16 protein-coding genes are annotated in these 19,101 nt (G+C 65.9%); 9 read left to right on the forward strand and 7 right to left on the reverse strand.

Annotated elements, in window-relative coordinates; translation table 11 throughout:
• Positions 1-81: 81 nt before the first annotated feature.
• Entirely contained in the window at positions 82-1,056 is a 975-nt protein-coding gene (cysK, locus tag LPB260_RS12595) for a cysteine synthase A (protein WP_208709120.1), read from the forward strand.
• A 111-nt stretch (positions 1,057-1,167) separates the two neighbouring features.
• On the opposite strand, the gene rpoS is transcribed toward cysK, so the two are convergent.
• Positions 1,168-2,205, reverse strand: a complete 1,038-nt coding sequence (gene rpoS / locus LPB260_RS12600) for an RNA polymerase sigma factor RpoS (protein WP_208709122.1) — start codon at positions 2,203-2,205, stop codon at positions 1,168-1,170.
• A gap of 275 nt (positions 2,206-2,480) precedes the next feature.
• Between rpoS and LPB260_RS12605 the strand changes: the two genes are divergently transcribed.
• Positions 2,481-3,194 (forward strand): response regulator transcription factor, encoded by a 714-nt coding sequence (locus LPB260_RS12605; RefSeq protein ID WP_208709124.1) that lies wholly within the window; start codon positions 2,481-2,483, stop codon positions 3,192-3,194.
• An 8-nt stretch (positions 3,195-3,202) separates the two neighbouring features.
• Here LPB260_RS12605 and LPB260_RS12610 read toward each other — a convergent pair whose 3' ends face one another.
• Positions 3,203-4,630 (reverse strand): sensor histidine kinase, encoded by a 1,428-nt coding sequence (locus LPB260_RS12610; RefSeq protein ID WP_256625615.1) that lies wholly within the window; start codon positions 4,628-4,630, stop codon positions 3,203-3,205.
• A gap of 358 nt (positions 4,631-4,988) precedes the next feature.
• Positions 4,989-5,897, reverse strand: a complete 909-nt coding sequence (locus LPB260_RS12615; RefSeq protein WP_208709128.1) for a DMT family transporter — start codon at positions 5,895-5,897, stop codon at positions 4,989-4,991.
• 216 nt (positions 5,898-6,113) lie between these two features.
• Here LPB260_RS12615 and aceK point away from each other — a divergent pair, with 216 nt between their 5' ends.
• Both aceK and LPB260_RS29045 read left to right on the forward strand, forming a co-directional pair.
• Positions 6,114-7,844 carry a bifunctional isocitrate dehydrogenase kinase/phosphatase gene (aceK, locus tag LPB260_RS12620; RefSeq protein ID WP_208709130.1) on the forward strand — a complete coding sequence of 577 codons (1,731 nt, stop codon included), beginning with the start codon at positions 6,114-6,116 and terminating at the stop codon, positions 7,842-7,844.
• Between the two features lie 205 nt (positions 7,845-8,049).
• A complete protein-coding gene (locus LPB260_RS29045; protein ID WP_256625616.1) occupies positions 8,050-8,181 on the forward strand; it encodes a PA1414 family protein in 132 nt (43 codons plus the stop codon).
• 70 nt (positions 8,182-8,251) lie between these two features.
• On the opposite strand, the gene LPB260_RS12625 is transcribed toward LPB260_RS29045, so the two are convergent.
• The 4 genes from LPB260_RS12625 to speB all read right to left on the reverse strand — a co-directional run bounded on the left by LPB260_RS12625 (position 8,252) and on the right by speB (position 13,172).
• Entirely contained in the window at positions 8,252-8,986 is a 735-nt protein-coding gene (locus LPB260_RS12625; RefSeq protein WP_208709132.1) for an MBL fold metallo-hydrolase, read from the reverse strand.
• 96 nt (positions 8,987-9,082) lie between these two features.
• Complete coding sequence (locus LPB260_RS12630) at positions 9,083-10,684, reverse strand: 5-guanidino-2-oxopentanoate decarboxylase (RefSeq protein ID WP_208709134.1); 1,602 nt, start codon at positions 10,682-10,684, stop codon at positions 9,083-9,085.
• A 58-nt stretch (positions 10,685-10,742) separates the two neighbouring features.
• Positions 10,743-12,137, reverse strand: coding sequence for a YjiH family protein (locus tag LPB260_RS12635; protein WP_208709136.1), 1,395 nt, complete (start codon positions 12,135-12,137; stop codon positions 10,743-10,745).
• Between the two features lie 75 nt (positions 12,138-12,212).
• On the reverse strand, positions 12,213-13,172 hold the full coding sequence (gene speB / locus LPB260_RS12640) for an agmatinase (protein WP_208709138.1): 960 nt from the start codon (positions 13,170-13,172) through the stop codon (positions 12,213-12,215).
• 287 nt (positions 13,173-13,459) lie between these two features.
• On the opposite strand from speB, the gene LPB260_RS12645 reads away from it, so the two are divergent.
• The 5 genes from LPB260_RS12645 to LPB260_RS12665 all read left to right on the forward strand — a co-directional run bounded on the left by LPB260_RS12645 (position 13,460) and on the right by LPB260_RS12665 (position 19,101).
• Positions 13,460-14,353 carry a LysR family transcriptional regulator gene (locus tag LPB260_RS12645; RefSeq protein ID WP_208709140.1) on the forward strand — a complete coding sequence of 298 codons (894 nt, stop codon included), beginning with the start codon at positions 13,460-13,462 and terminating at the stop codon, positions 14,351-14,353.
• Positions 14,354-14,600: 247 nt separating this feature from the next.
• Complete coding sequence (locus LPB260_RS12650; RefSeq protein ID WP_208709142.1) at positions 14,601-14,984, forward strand: hypothetical protein; 384 nt, start codon at positions 14,601-14,603, stop codon at positions 14,982-14,984.
• Positions 14,985-15,079: 95 nt separating this feature from the next.
• Positions 15,080-15,835: a hypothetical protein gene (locus LPB260_RS12655; protein WP_208709144.1), complete on the forward strand. Its 756-nt coding sequence runs from the start codon at positions 15,080-15,082 to the stop codon at positions 15,833-15,835.
• 600 nt (positions 15,836-16,435) lie between these two features.
• Complete coding sequence (locus LPB260_RS12660) at positions 16,436-17,122, forward strand: OmpA family protein (protein ID WP_208709146.1); 687 nt, start codon at positions 16,436-16,438, stop codon at positions 17,120-17,122.
• Positions 17,119-19,101, forward strand: coding sequence for a pilus assembly protein N-terminal domain-containing protein (locus LPB260_RS12665; RefSeq protein WP_218281517.1), 1,983 nt, complete (start codon positions 17,119-17,121; stop codon positions 19,099-19,101). The genes LPB260_RS12660 and LPB260_RS12665 overlap by 4 nt, the downstream gene beginning before the upstream one ends.

Raw genomic sequence — 19,101 nt, forward strand, 5'->3', positions numbered from 1 at the left:
CCTGAGCGCAATGCTGGACGCTCGGCCGTGTGCGTCTTAGGCTGGCAGCCCTTTCCACGGAACATGCACAAGGAGCCCGCCATGAGTCGCATCTTTGCCGACAACGCCCAAGCCATAGGCAACACCCCGCTGGTGATGATCAATCGCCTGGGGCCGGCCGGGGTGACCATCCTGGCCAAGATCGAGGGACGCAACCCGGCCTATTCGGTCAAGTGCCGGATCGGCGCCAGCATGGTCTGGGATGCGGAGGAGCGCGGGGTGCTCAAGCCCGGCATGACCCTGGTCGAGCCGACTTCCGGCAATACCGGCATCGGTCTGGCGTTCGTCGCCGCCGCGCGCGGCTACAAGCTGCTGCTGACCATGCCGGCGTCGATGAGCCTGGAGCGGCGCAAGGTGCTCAAGGCGCTGGGCGCCGAGCTGGTGCTGACCGAGCCGGCCAAGGGCATGAAGGGCGCCATCGAGAAGGCCGCGGAGATCGCCGCCTCCGACCCTGCCCGCTATTTCATGCCGCAGCAGTTCGAGAACCCGGCCAACCCGGCGATCCACGAGAAGACCACCGGCCCGGAGATCTGGAACGACACCGACGGCGCCATCGACGTGCTGGTTTCCGGCGTCGGCACCGGCGGCACCATCACCGGCGTGTCGCGTTATATCAAGCGGACCCAGGGCAAGCCGATCATCTCGGTGGCGGTCGAGCCGGTGAGCTCGCCGGTGATCAGCCAGACGGTGGCCGGTGAAGAGGTCAAGCCCAGCCCGCACAAGATCCAGGGTATCGGCGCCGGCTTCGTGCCGAAGAACCTGGACCTGGAAATGGTCGACCGTATCGAGCAGGTCAATGACGAGGAAGCCAAGGCCATGGCCCTGCGCCTGATGCGTGAGGAGGGGATTCTGGCCGGCATATCCTGCGGGGCGGCCATGGCCGTGGCCGTGCGTATCGCCGAGGAACCGTCGATGCAGGGCAAGACCCTGGTGGTGATACTGCCGGATTCCGGTGAGCGCTACCTGTCGAGCATGCTGTTCAGCGACCTGTTCAGCGAGCAGGAACTGGTGCAGTAAGGATCGGCTGGGGACAAATGGCCGCGCCGCTTGCGCGGCGGGTCGAAAGGATGGAAGAGAGGCTCGGCGCAGGCGCGAATGCGTCCTTCACCCATGCCCGGGCCTGCCGCGCTACTCGAGCAGGGTCTCGCTGGAGAGGCCGTTGCGTTCGAGGATGCGGCGCAGGCGCCTGAGGGCCTCGGCCTGGATCTGCCGTACCCGTTCGCGGGTCAGTCCGATGGACTGGCCCATTTCTTCCAGGGTGCAGCCCTCGTCGCCGCGCAGGCCGAAGCGGCGGATCACCACCTCGCATTGGCGCTCGGTGAGCTGCGACAGCCATTCCTTGATGCACTGCGCCATTTCGCTGTCCTGCAGCAGATCGCAGGGATCGTTCGGCAGGTCGCCGGTTACCGTGTCGAGCAGGCTGCGGTTGTCGGATTCCTCGCCGAAGCTGCTGTCCAGCGAGGTCACCCTGACGTTCAGGTCGCGCAGGCGCTCCACCTCGCCGACGTCTTTCTCCAGCAAGGCGGCGATCTCCTCGCTCGAGGGGTCGTGGTCGAGCTTGCGGGTCAGTTCGCGAGCGGCGGTCAGGTAGCTGTTGAGCTTCTTCACCACATGGATGGGCAGGCGGATGGTCCGGGTCTGGTTCATCAGCGCCCGTTCCACGGTTTCGCGAATCCACCAGGTGCCGTAGGTGGAGAAGCGATAGCCGAGCTCGGGGTCGAACTTGTCCACGGCGCGGATCAGGCCGAGATTGCCTTCTTCGACCAGGTCCAGCAGCGACAGGCCACGGTTCAGGTAGCCGCGGGCGATCTTCACCACCAGGCGCAGATTGCTTTCGATCATGCGCTTGCGCGCCAGCGGGTCGCCCTGGACGGTCAGGCGAGCGAAATGCAGCTCTTCCTCGCGGCTCAGCAGTGGCGAGAAGCCGATCTCGTTCAGGTACATGCGAGTGGCATCCAGCGCCTGGCTGTAGTCCGTGGACTTGTGCGTCTTCGTGGTGCTGGCGGGTGTGGGCGTGACCTTCGCAGGCGCCTCTGTGGCCTTCTTGTTCGGCTCCGGCGCAACGGACTGGGCAACCTTCAGGACCTGTTGAATAGCGGACTCAACAGTCTGGTCAACTTCTTGGCGCTTGTCGGAGTCTGGATTGGTTCTGAATGCGTAAGTCATAGTCACAACTCAAAAAGTCCTATGAGGCTTACAGGATTGATTGGTTCTTCGTGAAGCCAAAGATGCATAGGTCCGGCTAAATCGGGCCACTATGGTCCTAACTTCCTTTGCGACTATGGTCTGAAACTTGCCCGGCCCTCGTCCTTTGACGCGCGCGCGAAAAAAGGACGCACGGTCTGTGGTTATTCCTGGCTTTACTACAATGAAGTGAGTTTCGAGCGCTTGGTCAAGGCGTTCGCGCCGCTTGGGCGCTTGTAGTAGGGGAGGGACCGGGCATGGGTGGCAGGATAAGGATCGGCATAGTCGACGATCACCCTCTGCTGAGGCAGGGGGTGGCCGCTGCGCTGAAACGCATCGCCGACTTCGAGGTGGTCGAACAAGGGGGGTCGGCCGAAGAGGCTGAGCGGATTGCGACGAAGTACAAGCCGGACGTGATGCTGATGGATGTGCACATGCCGGGCGACAGTTTTGCCGCGGTGCGCGCCATCGTGTCCGGCAACTCCGCGACCAGGGTGTTGATGCTGACGGTGTCCGAGTCCGAGGAAGACGCCTACGCAGCACTGGAGGCGGGCGCCAAGGGCTATGTGCTCAAGGGCGTGAGCGGGCCGGAGCTGGCGCAGGCGATCAGGAGCGTGGCGATGGGGCAGACGTTCATCACGCCGGGCTTTGCCAGCAAGTTGATCAGCAACCTGCAGAAGCAGAACGGTGATGAGAAGTCGGTCAATGAGCTTACCCATCGCGAGGAGCAGATCATCCGTGAGGTGGCCAACGGGCTGACCAACCGGGAGGTCGCCGACAAGCTGTCGCTCAGCGAGAAGACCGTCAAGCACTACATGACCAGCATCATGCAGAAGCTGCAGGTGCGTAACCGGGTGGAGGCGGTCACCGCGGTGTTGGAGTATTGGAAGAACCGCCAGGCCTCCCGGATCAGAAGCCAGTTCGCGGCGCACCGGGAAGTGGAGACCGCCGCCAACGGGGATAGCGACTGAGCGCTGCGTCAAAGACTGAACCGGGCGCTCACCGTGGTGCCGTCGTCCGGATTGGACTCGATGTGAAACTGCCCGCCCAGTGACTCCACCCGGTAGCGCATGCCGGCCAGCCCCAGGCGGGCCCTCTGCTGATGGTTCGCCGCCGCCAGATGCTCGGTATCGAAGCCATCGCCATCATCGCTGACCTTGATTTCCAGTACGCCCTGGTCGAAGGAGGCACTGACTTCCTGCCCCCTGCCGTCGGCATGCCGGTAGGCGTTGTTCAGCGCCTCCTGGATGAAGCGGTAGATACAGGTCTTGTGCGCCAGCGGCACCTTCTCCGGCAGGCTGCCGCAGCTGAGCCGGACGTGGGTTTCGGTACGCAGCTCATGGCGCTTCACCACCAGTTCCAGCTCCTGGCGCAGGGGCATGCCGTTGATTTCCGGCAGGGCCAGGCCGCGGGAAATGTCGCGAATCTCGCCCAGCGCATCCTTGGCCGCGTGCCTCAGCGACTCCAGCGCTTCGAGGTCGAAGTCACCGCCATTTTCCTTGTAGCGTTCCTGCAGTACGGACAGTTCGTCGAGGCGAACCAGGATCAGGGTCAGCAGCTGCGCCGGGCCATCATGCAGGTCGGCGCCGAGACGACGCAGGATCAGCTCGTTGACCCGGGAGAAGGACTGGTTGGCGCTGGTGATCTTGCGCTGCAGGTTGATGTTCTGGTTGTTCAGCCGCGCCTGTTCCTGCATCTGCCGGCTGAGGGCCAGCTGCTGCTGCAGGATGATGCGTTCGCCGCGGCGGACGATGGCAAACAGCAGCAGGAGCATGGACAGGGTCGCGGTGCCGACGATGATCCACACCTCCTGGCGGATCGTGGCGATCTCGTGCTGCAGCATCTCGGCCTTTTCGTAGAACTCGCCGACGGCGAGGATCCGGTCCGTGCCGAATTCACGCAGCGGCGCATAGATCTCATAGAGCGGGATGCCCAGGCTGCGCTCGTAGGCGTTCTCCTCCTCCTTGAGGGCGCCCCACTCGGTTACCGTCTCGCCTTTCAGCGCCTTGGCGATTTCGGCGGTCGGAAAGGACTTGCCCACCAGATCCTTGTTGGTCGCATAGATCACCCGGCCCTCCGGGCTCCAGATCTTCACCGAGACCACGTGCACATTGAGGGTCGGGCTGGTCATCAACCGGTCGATGGCCGAGGCGGATTTGACCGACAGGCGCTCGGCGCTGCTCAGCTCCTGGACATAGGGTTCGAGGAAGGTGGTCATGTACAGGGCGCCGGCATTCGCCGCGGCCTGCACGGCCGAGCGTTCGATGGTCTTGCTGACCAGGTTGCCGACGAAGGCCATGGTCAGGCCGAGGATGACCGCGGCGGCGATGACGAACTGGGTCGAGCGGCTCAGCCGATACAACGCCATCGTCGTCCGGCGCCACCAGCTAGGGTGCGGATGGGGCATAGCCTCTTCGTTCGAGCCCGGCAGACGAAGGTTGGGACTCTGACTGGGCTCGTGGACATCGGCCTTTGTGCTCATCCGGGCTGCTCCTGGCGCTCACCTTTGCTCGACACGGTGAGTGCATGCGGTTAGTTGCTCCGTCGGGGGAGTTCGAGGCAGTCCAGCAGTTGGCAGCCGGCCTCATCGAGGAGGCCGTCTGTATTACCGAGCGTCTCGCCAGCGCCCTATTACTCGCCTAACCCTCAAGTCTAGTCCAGATGCAGGCGTCGACCGCTGTCGAAGCGCCAACTGACGGACGGCGCTGGCTCATCGCCACGGCTGAGTCGGTACGCGCGGGAGAACGCTGGCGGCTATTCCCGCGTCAGGTCGCAGCCTTCGGCTGCACGGCCGGTGCAGTAGGGCGCACCACCAGCCAGAGCGCCACGGCGATCAGCGCGCCGCCATACAGATAGGCGGTGGACAGTGGCTCGTCGAGCAGCAACGCGCCCCACAACACGCCGAAGGGTGGAATCAGGAAGGTGGTGGTGGAGGCCTTGATCGGGCCGATATCGGCCAGCAGGCGGAAGTACAGCACGTAGGCGAAGGCCGTGCACAGCAGGCCCAGGCCGGCCAGCGACAGCCAGACCTGCGGGCCGCCCCAGCTGGCCGGCGGCTGCAGCACCAGCGCGCCGGCGAACCAGGGCAGCAGGAACAGGCTGGCACCGCACAGGCTGCTGAACGCGGTCAGGCGGTTGTCCAGGCCGCCGCGTTCGGCGATCCAGCGCCGCGCGAGGAAGCCGGCGAAACCGTAGCAGGCGGTGGCGACCAGGCAGGCGCCGGCGCCCAGCAGCAGCTCCAGGTCGAAGTCGACCGGCCCGGTGCGGGTCAGCACCGCCACGCCGAACAGCCCGAGCGCCACGCCGGCGGCCTTGCTTGCGGTCAGCTCCTCGGCGAAGAACAGCATGCCGATCAGCACACCCATCATCGGCGTGGTGGCGTTGAGGATCGCCGAATAGCCGGCCGGCAGCACCAGGGCCGCCAGGCAATACATGGCCGACGGCAAGCCGGCGTTGATCACCCCGAGCACTAGGCACTGCCTGAGCTTGCCGCGAAAGTCCCAGCGCACCCGCATCAGCAGCAGGATCGCCAGCAGGCCGAGGGCGCCGAGGCTGGCGCGAAAGAAGGCGGTCGGCATGCTGCCGAGCACCGGGGCGATGATCCGCATGAACAGGAAGCTGGCGCCCCAGATGGCGGCGAGCAACAGCAGGCGGAGCAGGTCGGCGAGGCGCATGGCGTCGGCTCTCGTGGGTGGGAGCCGGCCAGCTTACGCCGCCAGGGCGCAGGCGCAATCCACAACTGGCTTTCAAATTGCCGGCACAGTTGCCAGCCGTTCGTCCGGCGCGGGCCGGTGATTCCGCGCGCGACGCGCGCCACAAGGCTTTCCCGGGTGGCGGCCACTGGCTAAGCTCGGCATTCCAATCCGCTACTTCCCGCAGAGGACTGTCCCATGGCGCAGCAATGGCCGGCCGCCGATATCGCCCGTCGGATTCTCGATGGCTTCGACGACTATCGCGAGCACTTCCGCCAGATCACCCAGGGCGCCCGTGAGCGCTTCGAGCAGGCGCTCTGGCAGGAAGCGCAGCAGGCCTCCGCCGCGCGTATCAACCTGTACGAGGAAAAGGTCGACGAGGTGGTGCAGGGCCTGCGCGAGCGCTTCGGCGAGGCGTTGGTCGAGGTCTGCCAGTGGCCGCTGGTGAAGAGCGCCTATATCGCCCTGATCGACCTGCGTTTCGACGATGAGCTGGCGGAAACCTGGTTCAATTCGATCTTCTGCGGCCTGTTCAGCCACGATCAGATCAGCGATGGCTGCATGTTCATCCATACCACCCGGCCGTCGCTGCACAGCCGCCAGCGCGCCGCGCAGACCCGCAGTTACCGGCCCGACGGCGGCTTGTCGGGCATGCTCGAGGCGATCTTCCAGGACTATCGCTTCAGCGTGGCCTTCGAGGACCTGCCGCGCGACCTCAAGCGCCTGGAAGGGCAGCTGCGTGACAGCCTGCCGGACTGGGTGTGCAAGGACCCGGAGCTGTGCATCGAGCTGTTTTCCTCGGTGCTCTATCGCAACAAGGGCGCCTACCTGGTCGGGCGCATCTATACCCGCGACGAGCAGTGGCCGCTGGTGATCCCGCTGCTGCACCGCGAGGGGCAGGGCATCCAGATCGATGCGCTGATCACCGACGAGGCCGAGGTGTCGATCATCTTCTCCTTCACCCGCTCCTACTTCATGGTGCGGGTGGATATTCCGGCGGAGTTCATCGGCTTCCTGCGGCGCATCCTGCCGGGCAAGCACATCGCCGAGCTGTACACCTCGATCGGCTTCTACAAGCACGGCAAGTCGGAGTTCTACCGCGCGCTGATCAACCACCTGGCGAGCACCGACGACCAGTTCATCATGGCCCCCGGGGTGCGCGGCATGGTCATGAGCGTGTTCACCCTGCCGGGCTTCAACACCGTGTTCAAGATCATCAAGGACCGCTTCTCGCCGGTGAAGAGCGTCGACCGCTCCACGGTGATCCAGAAGTACCGCCTGGTGAAGAGCGTCGACCGGGTCGGGCGCATGGCCGATACCCAGGAGTTCGCCGACTTCCGCTTCCCCAAGGCCAAGTTCGCCCCCGAATGCCTGGCCGAACTGCTGGAGGTGGCGCCGTCCACCGTGGTGCTGGAGGGCGACACCGTGCTGGTGCGCCACTGCTGGACCGAGCGGCGCATGACCCCGCTCAATCTCTATGTGGAGAATGCCAGTGAGGCCCAGGTGCGCGAGGCGCTGTACGACTACGGCCTGGCGATCAAGCAGCTGGCGGCGGCGAACATCTTCCCCGGCGATATGCTGCTGAAGAACTTCGGCGTCACCCGCCATGGTCGCGTGGTGTTCTACGACTACGACGAGATCTGCTTCCTCACTGAGGTGAATTTCCGCCACATCCCGCCGCCGCGCTATCCGGAGGACGAGATGGCCTCCGAGCCCTGGTATTCGGTGGCGCCCATGGACGTGTTTCCCGAGGAGTTCCCGCCCTTCCTGTTCGCCGACATCAAGCAACGCCGGCTGTTCAGCCAGTTGCACGGCGATCTGTACGACGCCGACTACTGGAAGGGGCTGCAGGAGGCGATCCGCGCCGGCAAGGTGATCGACGTCTTCCCTTACCGGCGATCGCCCGATCCGGTCGATGGTGCTCGCTGAACGCTCCCGCGACAAACGGCGCACCCGGGCTACAGGCCTTGTCTGCCGGGCCTCGCGGCGCCCTGTTGCGGTATAGCGGGCGCCTGCCGGTCAGGCCGCTGGGGGCTCAGGCGGGGGCATGGGGCGGCAATGGCGGCGCGGCTCATCTACGCTGAAATCAGGTGCGAGTCGCGCCTTGTCGTAACCCTTGGCAGGAGGAAGTTCTATGATCGCCAAGTTGCTGAATGCCCTCGAGGACCTGTTGATCGCCTGGGGCCTGCTCGAGCGGCCACAGCCTGTACCGGTCCCCAGCAATCCACCGCGGCGCCCACAGGCGCCCCGCAAGCGGCGCCAGTAAGGCCCGACAGGGCTGGCGGTCGAAGTTGCCTGGGTAGCGGGGGAGCAAGGGCGGGTCAAGGCCCTGAACCTCAGGCAAGCGCCGGGTGGTCCTTGAACCACTGCTCGATCAGTTCGCCCATGCGCGCGCCGGAAAAGCTCGGAAAATGTCCGCCATGGACGCTGCGCACCGGCAGGTCGCGCAGGCGCCGCAGGCTTTGTGCGTAATCCTGCAGGTTGGAGTGGTAGGCGTTCTCCACCAGCGGACCATCGTAGAGGATGTCGCCGCTAAACAGCGTCTGCGTCTTCGCTTCCCACAGGCTGATGCCGCCCGGTGAGTGACCGGGCGTGTGCAGCACCTGCAGGGCCCGGTCACCCAGATCCAGCACATCGCCTTCCTCGATCAAACGCGTGGCCGGCGCCGCCTTGACCCGGTATTGCGCGTAGCACAGCGGGCAGTCCGGGTGCGCCTCGAACATGGCGTTGCCGACGCAGGCAGCTGCTAGGGTGTTGGCGCCGGTCGGCGCGGCGAGGATGTCCGCCTCGGCGGGGTGCACCAGGCGCTCGGGGAATTCATGGTGACCGGCGATATGGTCGAAATGGGTATGGCTGGCCACCGCCAATAAAGGTTTTTCCGTCAGCCAGGGCAGCTGCTCGCGCAGGCTGACCAGGCCGGAGCCGGTGTCGATCAGCAGATCGCGCTCGCGGCCCCGCACATGCCACAGGTTGCAGCGGTAGAAGGGGCGGATATAGGGCTCATGGATCAGGCTGACGCCATCGTGGCGGGGATGCACTTCGAACCAGCGGTCGCGGCTGACGATCTTCATCTCGGTTGGCCTTTTCGCCTGGCGTAGCTTGAGTCTAGGCGAGCCGCAGCATGTCCCCCGAGGCCCGGATGCAATCCGGGCCAGCTTCCTGCTCGCTCAGGGATGAAAGGGCGGCGCCTCGGCGATCTCGATCAGCAGGGGGCGATCATCCGGCGCCTCGCGCAGCAGTTGCTGCAGGTGCGCGTGGTCGCGAGCCCGTTCGGCGGCGCAGCCGAAGCCGCGGGCCAGGGCGAGGAAGTCCGGGGTGTAGATGTCCACGCCCAGCGGGGTGATGTCGCGCTTTTCCATGTAGCGCTTGATCTCGCCGTAGCCGCTGTTGTTCCACAGCAGCACGATCACCCCGACCCGGGCTTCCACCGCGCTGGCCAGCTCGGGCAGGGTGAATTGCAGGCCGCCGTCGCCGATCAGGCAGATCACCGGGCGCTGCGGCTCGGCCAGCTTGGCGCCGATGGCCGCCGGCAGGCCGTAGCCGAGGGTGCCGTAGCCGGTGGAGGAGTTGAACCAGCGCCGTGCGCCGTCCAGCTCGACCAGGTGGTTGCCGCTGTACACCGTCTGGGTCGAGTCGCCGACGAAGCGCGACTGGGGCAGGGCCTGCAGCACGCTGTCGAATAGCTGGCGGTAGTGCGCCCAGCCGCTGAAGTCCTCGGCCAGTTGCGCCTGCACGGCCGCGGTGCGCCGGGCGCCGGGGCTGTCCGGGTCAACCGGATGGGCCGGCAGCTCGGCCAGCAGCTGCTGCATGGCCAGGCGGGCGTCGCCCTGGATCGCCAGGCCCGGGGCGTGGTTGCGCTGCAGCTGCTGGGCGTCGATGTCGATGCGGACCAGCTCGCCAGCGAGCTTGAAGTTGCCGTCGAACACCACGTCGTAATCGGTTTCGCCCAGTTCGGTGCCGATGGCCAGGACCACGTCGGCCTCCAGGGCCAGCTGGCGCACCGGCACCAGCGACTGGTTGCTGCCCAGCAGCAGCGGATGGCCGGGCGGCAGCAGGCCCTTGGCGTTGATGGTCAGGGCGGTCGGCGCGTCCAGGGCCACGGCCAGGGCGCGGGCCTCGGCTTGGGCATCGGTGCAGCCGCCGCCGAGCAGCAGCAGCGGGCGCTGGGCGTTTTCCAGCAGGGCCGCCGCTTCGCGGATCAGCGCGCGGTTGGGCGAGGGGCGCTGGATGCTCGGTTTGGGCGCCAGGCGCATGGACGAGGCATCGGCGGTGATGATGTCCAGCGGCAGCTCGATATGCACCGGCCGTGGTCGCTCGCCCTCGAATACGGCGAAGGCGCGGGCCAGCACGCCGGGCAGCTCCTCGACGCTCATCAGGGTGTGGCTGAAGGCGCTGACCCCGGCCACCAGTGCGCGCTGGTTCGGCAGCTCGTGCAGGTAGCCCTTGCCCAGGCCGAGGCGCTCGCGCTCGTTGACGCTGGAGATCACCAGCATCGGGATGGAGTCGGCATAGGCCTGGGCCATGGCGGTGAGGATATTGGTCATCCCCGGGCCGGTGATGATGAAACACACCCCGGGCTTGCCGCTCACGCGCGCGTAGCCGTCGGCCATGAAGCCGGCGCCCTGCTCGTGGCGCGGGGTGATGTGGCGGATGCCGCTGTGCGGCAGGCCGCGGTACAGCTCGACGGTATGCACGCCGGGGATACCGAACACGGTGTCGACGCCCCAGGCTTCGAGTTGCTTGACGAGAAATTCGCCGCAGGTGGTCATGGGCTTTCCTTCAATTCATACAGCGAAGCCCTCTCCCGCGCGGGGAGAGGGCAGGGCGTCAGCCGACTATCCAGTGCGCCATCAGGGCGATGATCGGCAGGGTGATCAGGGTGCGGATGATGAAGATCACGAACAGTTCCAGCAGGTTCAGCGGCAGCTTGGCCTTGATGATCAGCACGCCGACCTCCGACATGTAGATCAACTGGGTCAGCGACACGCAGGCCACCACGAAGCGGGTCAGCTCGCTCTCGATGCCCTTGCCCAGTACCGCCGGCAGGAACATGTCGGCGAAGCCTACCAGCATGGCCGGCGCCGCCTTGGCCGCTTCCGGCAGCTGCAGCAGCTCCAGCAACGGCACGATGGGGGCGGACAGCCAGTTGAAGATCGGCGTGTATTCGGCGATCGCCAGGGACAGGGTGCCGATGGCCATCACCAGGGGCAGCAGGCCCAGCCAGATGTCCACCACGTTGTGCACGCCGACCTTGACCATCTGCGCCGGCGACGGGTTGCTGTTGGCGCGCTTGACCGCCTGGGTGATGCCCCAGCGCAGCAGCGAGGTGCCGGTGGGGACGTCTTCCTTGATCTGCTTGCCGACGCCCGGGAGGTACACGTCCTTCTTCCACGACAGTGGCGGGATGCGCGGGGTGATGATCGCCGCGGCCAGGCCGGCCACCACCACGGTCAGGTAGAAGGGCACGAACAGGTGATCGAGCTTCATGAAGCTGGTGATCAGCAGGCTGAAGGCGATCGAGGCGATGGAGAAGTTGGTGGCGATCACCGCCGCTTCCCGGGCGCTGTAGAAGCCTTTCTGATACTGCTGGGCGGTGATCAGCACGCCGACGGTACCCGAGCCCAGCCAACTGGCGATGGCGTCGATGGCCGAGCGACCGGGCAGGCCGAACACCTTGCGGAAGACGTTGCGCACCAGGGTGCCGCAGAACTCCATCAGGCCGTAGTCGGTGAGCAGCGGCAGGATCAGACCGGCGACCAGGAAGAAGGTGATCAGCACCGGCGCCAGGTCTTTCAGCACCACACCGCCGGTGTAGGCACTCCAGATCCATTCCGGGCCGAATTCCCAGAAGGTCATGGCGGCGAACAGCGCGCCGACGACCCGCAGCGCCAGCCAGAACGGATGCAGGTTGAACAGCTCGTTGAGCGCGTGGCGCTCGGTGATCCAGCGCGGCTTGAACAGGCTGGCGAACAGGCCGATCACGGCCGAGAAGCCCAGCAGGGCGACGGCGATGGCCGGCAGCGAAGCGGCGAAGGCTGTCTTCAGTGTATCGGCCATGACCCCCAGGCCGATGGTGACCTTGCCGTCGTAGACGATGGGGGTGAGGAACAGCAGCACGCCGAGCAGCGAGGGGATCAGGAAGATCAGCAGCTGACGCATTGTGAAGCCGTGGGCGGTGGGTTGCGGCGCATCGCCGGCGATCAGGGTTTCTTCGTTATTCATCGCAGCACCTTAATTGTTGTTGTGCAGTGCCTGGGCGCCGCTCGGCGCCCAGTGTCGGATAAAAGGCCCGGTCGGTCAGCGCCGCTGCACGCCGGGCAACACGCAGAGCATTTCGTACAGCAGGTTGGCGCCCAGCAACGAGGTGTTGCCGGTGGTGTCGTAGGGCGGGGAAACCTCCACCAGGTCGCCGCCGACCAGGTCCAGGCCCTGGCAGCCACGGATGATTTCCATCGCCTGGATGGTGGTCAGGCCGCCGATTTCCGGAGTGCCGGTGCCCGGCGCCCAGGCCGGATCGATGCCGTCGATGTCGAAGGACAGGTACACCGGGCCGCCGTCGACCTTGGCGCGCACCTCCTCCATCAGCGGGGCCAGCGACTGGTGCCAGCACTCTTCGGCCTGGACCACGCGGAAGCCCTGCTTGCGGCTCCAGTTGAAGTCCTCGGCGGTGTAGCCCTGGGCGCGCAGGCCGATCTGCACCACGCGCTGGCAATCGAGCAGGTCTTCCTCCACGGCGCGGCGGAAGGTGGTGCCGTGGGCGATCTTCTCGCCGAACATGTGGTCGTTGACGTCGGCGTGGGCGTCGATGTGTACCAGGCCGACCTTGCCGTGCTTCTTCTTGATCGCCCGCAGGATCGGCAGGGTGATGGTGTGGTCGCCGCCCAGGGTCAGGGGAATGATGCCGTGCTCGAGGATCTCGTCGTAGGCCTGCTCGATGATGCGGATGGCCTCGGCCATGTTGAAGGTGTTGATCGCCACGTCGCCGATGTCGGCGATGTTCAGCGAATCGAAGGGCGCGGCGCCGGTGGCCATGTTGTAGGGGCGGATCATCACCGACTGGGCACGGATCTCGCGCGGGCCGAAACGGGTGCCCGAGCGCAGCGAGGTACCGATGTCCAGGGGCACGCCGACGAAGGCGACGTCCAGCTGGCGCTTGTCCGCGGCGCTCTGGATATGCGGCAGGCGCATCATGGTGGCGATGCCGCCGAAACGGGGCATTTCGTTGCCGCCCAGGGGCTGGTGCAGGGTCTTGTCCATGGGAGGGCCTCAGGATCGTTGGGGGTGTCAGGAAGCGTTGGCCTGGATTCTTGGCCAGCGTGGCGACGGGAAAAATCGCTGAGGACAAAAACTTAGTTGTGAGATTTCTAAACTAAAGGCCGCCTCTGTAGGATGGGCCGAGCGCAGCGATCCCATGCCGGCAACGCGATGGATCACCGTGCTGCGTTGCTGTCCAATCCGACGAATCGCTGCGCGCGGCGCACCCTACGGTGGTGTAGGGTGCGCCGCGCGCACCATTGATGAATGCCCGAGCCGACGAGCACGCCATGAACAGCCCTCTGCCCGATCTCAAACTGTTGCGCATCTTCGTCGCCGTGGTGCGCCACCAGGGCTTCGCCGCCGCGCAACAGGAACTGAACCTGTCGACCTCGGCCATCAGTACCTATATGAGCCAGTTGGAGGCGCACCTGGGCATCACGCTGTGCCATCGCGGTCGCGGTGGCTTCAGCCTGACCAGCAAGGGCGAGCTGTTCTACCAGGAAACCCTGCGCCTGTTCGGCGAGCTGGAAGGCTTCGAGCGCTACGCTGCCGCGCTCAAGGGCGAGCTGCGCGGTACCCTCAACCTCGGCGTGCTGGACACCACCGTCAGCGACCCGGCGCTGCCGCTGGCCGAAGTGATCGGTGCCTACAGCCAGGAACACCCGGCCGTGCACCTGCACCTGTCGGTGATGAGTCCCTACGAGCTGCAGCTGGCGGTGCTGGAGAATCGCCTGGACCTGGCCATCAGTGCCTGCCCGTCGCGGATGAACGGCCTGCTCTACCAGCCGCTGTACCGCGAGCAGCACTGGCTGTATTGCAGCGAGCGGCATTCCCTGTTTGGCGAGCGGCGCATCCCGGCGGAGCTGGTCGCCCAGCAACGCATGGTCGGCCGTGGCTACTGGAGCCAGTCGGAGCTGGCGCGACACGGCTTCAAGCACAGTGCGGCGACCGTCGAGTCGATGGAGGCGCAGCTGATCCTGATCCTCTCCGGTGCCTATATCGGCTACCTGCCCGAGCACTACGCGCAGCCCTGGGTCGAGCAGGGGCGCCTGCGGGTGTTGCTGCCGTCGACCTTCGGCTACCAGGCGCCGTTTTCCCTGATCCTGCGTCGCGGGCGCTCCCGCGAGGCGCTGATCCAGGCCTTCCGTGACTTGCTCAAGGCCCAGCTGATTAGCCAATAGGCGCCGCCCCAAGCCTGCAGATTGCGCCGCTTCCCGGCCGGATGGACTTGCCGAGTTGCTTCGCAATCTGCAACGCAGATCGGCAAGTTGGCCGGTTCGGCATGCCTCGAATTCCCAGGTTGTTTATATAAGTAATTGAATTGTATAAATAAAATAAGTTGGCACGGCCCTTGAAAGAGCTCAGGTCAAGTGGGAACGGGTTCTCGCTTGATGAAGACACAACGTTCTGACCTTTGAGGTGTGCACCATGAAAACAATGAAAAAAGCGCTCGCTAACAAGAAGCAAGGCGGTTTCGTGATGACCAGCGAACTGGTGCTGATCACCACGACCATGGTCATCGGTCTGGTGGCCGGGATGGTCACTATGCGCGATGCGATCACCGCCGAGATGGAGGATGTCGCCGAGGCGATCGGCCAGCTCGATCAGTCCTACGAGTTCAACGGCATCACCAACTTCGAGGAGACCGCGGCGGTATCCGGCTCGGTGTTCGGTGACAACGTCGATACGGCCGCCGGCGACGGTGATGTCTTCACCTTCGTTGCGGCGGCGCCGATCGAAGGCGGCGGAGTAATCGTCAATTCCAACGGCGGGCAATCCGCGCAAGCGGTCGGCACCGTCTCCGCGCCTTGACGCGACCGGTTGACGCCAGCGCAGGCCCGGCCACTCGTGCCGGGTTCGCGCCAGCGTTCGGCGAGTCCAGACCTCGATGAGCAAGGGGGCAGCGCATGAAACGTAAATATTCCGGAAGCACCACGGCGGCCATGGCCATGTTCCTGGTCTCGGGGGTATTGGTCAGCGTGCTCGGCGCGCGCCAGGTCGAGCGGCACAACACCCAGGAAGTCTGGGGTATCAACGGCAACTGGCCGGTCGGCACCCAGCTTCGTGCCGAACTGCTGCGCAAGGTGCGGATCGACAAGGGCCAGCCGGGGATCGAGGACCCGCGCCTGCTGATCGGCAAGCGCTTGGCCAAGGACAAGCAGGATGGCCAGGCCATCCGTCCCTCGGAGCTGCATCAGCCGGAAAGATCCTGGCTGGCCCAGCAGATACCCGAGAGCAAGGTGCTCTATACCTTCACCCCGCGCAAAGGCTCGATACCCCACACGCAGCTGCGCAATGGCGATCGCTTCGATGTGCTGGTCACCGGGCGCAACGGCGTGCGCACGGTGGCCCGCGATGCACGGCTGATCGGTGCCCTGGCGCAAAGGACGTCGAGCCCCGGCGTGTCGACCGGGCTGAGCGCCTTGGCCCTGCCTGCGCTGGCGCAGGACAAGCCGGCGGTCGGCACGCCGCTGGTGATTGCCGTCGGGCCCGAGGAGGTCTATCCCCTGGCCAGCATCAGTCCGCGGGAGAAGGTCACCATCGTCCTGCACAGTGCCGGCGATGCCGACCCGGATCGCCAGCGTATCGAGCCGCAGCCCACCCATCGTCAGGTCGAACTGCTGTCCGGCCTCAAGCGGCGCAGGGTAACCGTAGAGTTGTGAGCTCCACGACTGCCCGCGGGGCAGTCATCTGGCCCGGCTGCGGCGACGTCCGCTGCCGGTGCTCGGCGTCTTGCCGGCCCGTGCTGCGGGTCCGGCCTCCAGTGGCTATTTCGCGGTTCTGACCCGCCAGCCCTTCGGCGCGAGCCGGATCGTCCCTCGTACCCTTCCTATCCCCCTCCCGCCGTTCTCCAATCGGGGCCGGCAGTTTCAATGCGCGAGCCACAGCTGCCAGGCCCGTCCCGGTCAGTAGCGGCCGACCGGTACTCCTCATTCCCCGCAACCGCCCGATCGTCGCCCTGGCGGCGTCGTTGTGCTGCCGCGCGCCGCGACCTGGCCCTTTGCCAAAGCATTCCGGTATTGCTTTGCATTTTGCGAATACACCGAAGCCATTTGCTTATGGATTTGATTCGGCTGAGTTTTAAGTTCTGTAAGTAATTGAAATAGATAGTAAAAAACAGAATTTAAAGGACTTGGTACGGGCTGTGCTTCAACCCCTCTGAGGCCGTCGCGTTTGCCCTCTTTGCAGTAGTCCAGGGCGTCGACGGGTAGGGCAGGCGATATCGACATCGCCGAGCCGTCACCAAACAGAGAGGTCCTGCAATGAGAACCGCCAGTCTGCTATTAGGCGTCTTCCTCGCCGGGTGTGCCGGGCAGGAACCGGCATCGCCGATGTCCGAGCACATGCATGGGTCGGCACGGCTCGGCCATGCCCCGGCGACCCTGGGCGCCTATGCCCATGACCGCGACCCACGGCAACTGGGGCAGCCCCGGCACTGGCCCTACAACCGCCCGCTGGACCGAGCCGCCATGGCGTTGCGTACCTGTACCGGGGGCACCGGCCACTATCAGTTGATCGCCCGGCTCAGCCCCTTCGACCACGATATCGGCGAGTTGCCCGCTGCCGAGCAGGGCGAGCTGGCGCTTCTCGCGCAGTCGCTTCTGGGTCAGCCCATGATCCCCAGCGTGCTGGTGGCCGGGCACACCGACTCCGCGGGGAGTGAGCGCTACAACCAGCAACTGTCCGAGCGCCGCGCGCGTGCCGTGGCCAACGTCCTGGCGCGACACGGCCTGCCCAGGGCGCACCTGCAGGTGGTGGGCTTCGGTGAGAACGCGCCCATGCACCCGCTGCTGGTCAGCGACGTGGCGCCCCTGAACCGGCGGGTGGAGCTGTTCACCTACCTGCCGCTCGAATCCACCGGCGCGCACGCCGCGCCTTGCCTGCAGGCCGTGCGGCCTGTCGCGGCGCAGCCGATGGCCGTGCCCACTACCGCCGAGGTGACGAAATGAAAAGCACGCGAAGCTGTTTGCTGTTGGCTTGCGCCACGGCACTGATCGGCCTGGTCATGCCCACGCCGGCCCAGGCCGGCCTGACTTTCGTCGAGGATGCCAGCGGGCGTCGCTCCGCCTCGTTCCGCGACCTGATCCAGTGGACCCACTCGCGCCTGCTGTTCGACAAGGAGCTCAAGCGCGTGGCGATCGGCCAGGAGAAGACCCTGGAGGTCGAGATCCTCGGCGGTCGTGAACTGCTGGTGCTGGCCAAGAGTGTCGGACGCACCACGCTGATCGTGTGGTATGCCGATGGCACCAGCGAAACCTACCTGTTCAGCGTCACCGAGGACCTGTCGGTGCTGCGCAGTGCCCTGCGCGACATCCATTCGGGCATCCGCCTGGAACCGGCGCCGGATCGCCCGGCCCTGGTGCTGCGTGGCAAGGTGCCGACGGTCGAGTACAAGATCGCCGCGGAAGCGGCCGCCCGCCACTACCTGGGGGTGCGCCAGCAGAGCGGTGCCGCGGCGACGGCGCCAGACCCGGCGCAGAACCTCTCCGATGCCCTGCAGATGGTGGTGGCCGCGCAGGACACCAGCCGGGCCGGCCGCAACGCTTTCCGCCTCGGTGCGCAAAGCCTCAATGCCGACAGCCGGGTGGCGGTGATCAACCTGATCCAGGTGCAGACCCTGCCCAAGAGCATGGAGGTGAAGATCCGCGATGCCATCGCCAGCCTCGGCGGCGGTGACGTGCGCATCCGCCGGGTGATGCAGGGCGATATCGCCAACGACTTCGCCGACACCCTGATCCTCGAAGGCGAGGTGCGCGACCAGGTGACGCTGACGCGGATACTCAACGTGGCCTCGCGCCTGTTCCTCGGCGATCAGGGGCTCGCCGGCGGGCTGTCGCAGGTATCGGTGGTCACCGACGAGTCCGGCGGCCTGCTCGACCAGCGTGGCTCGACCAAGGCGGCCGCCTCGCTGGTCAGTGGCCTGGACGGCGGCGCCGGCATCCACGACAACGACCTGCGGGCCAACGTCGGCCGGGCCAAGCTGCTGTCGCTGGCCAACGGCCGCCTGCTGTCGATGATCGAGGTGCGCGACCTGCCGCAGGTGCGGGTCTCGGTGCAGATCCATGAGGTCAACCGCAATCGTCTGCACAGCTGGCGTCCGGACCTGAGCCTGGTCACCCAGGGCTACAACAGCGAGGGCCTGTTCGGCCTCGGCGGCCTGGGCCAGATCCAGCCGGACAGCTCCACCGTGGAGAATGCCCTGCAGATCATCGGCGGTTCGCTGACCAACAACCTGCAGATCGGCAGCAGCCGCCTGGCCTTCGACCTGCTGTTCTCGCTGATGGAACAGGAAGGCATCGCCAAGACCCTGTCGCGACCGACGCTGATGGTGCTGGCCGGCGAGTCGGCGGTGTTCAGCGTCGGCGGCGAGGTGCCGGTGCCCACGGCATTCGCCCCGACCGGGCTGAAGAGCGGCGATGAAGTCGGCAACAACACCCCGGGGGTGTTCAGCGGCACCAGCTTCAAGTCCTTCGGCGTGCAGCTGAAGGTGCGCGCCATGGTCGACGAGAACGACCGCATCACCCTGGACGTCAATCCGACCGTGTCGGCGCCCGACACCCTGCTGACCCGGCAGATATCCGGCAGCACCGGCAGCAACCTCAACAGCACGGCCTTCAATACCCGCAGCATCAGCACCACCACCCGCCTGCGGGACGGCCAGCCGCTGATCCTCGGCGGCCTGGTCTCCAGCGAACAGTCGACCCAGGAGGACTTCACCCCCGGGATCAACGAGATTCCGCTGCTCGGGCGCCTGGCCGAGTCCTCCAGCGACAGCGGCCAGGACCGCGAACTGATCATCGTGGTGACCCCCACCCTGGTCCGCGAAACCCAGAGCGACGTGCACCTGTGGGCATTTCCTTCCCCCCTCGACCTGGCGCAGCGGGCCTTGCAGCCCGCCCTGCCGCGGGCTCGCCAAGAGGAGCAATAA

This window comes from Pseudomonas sp. LPB0260, from assembly GCF_013388395.1.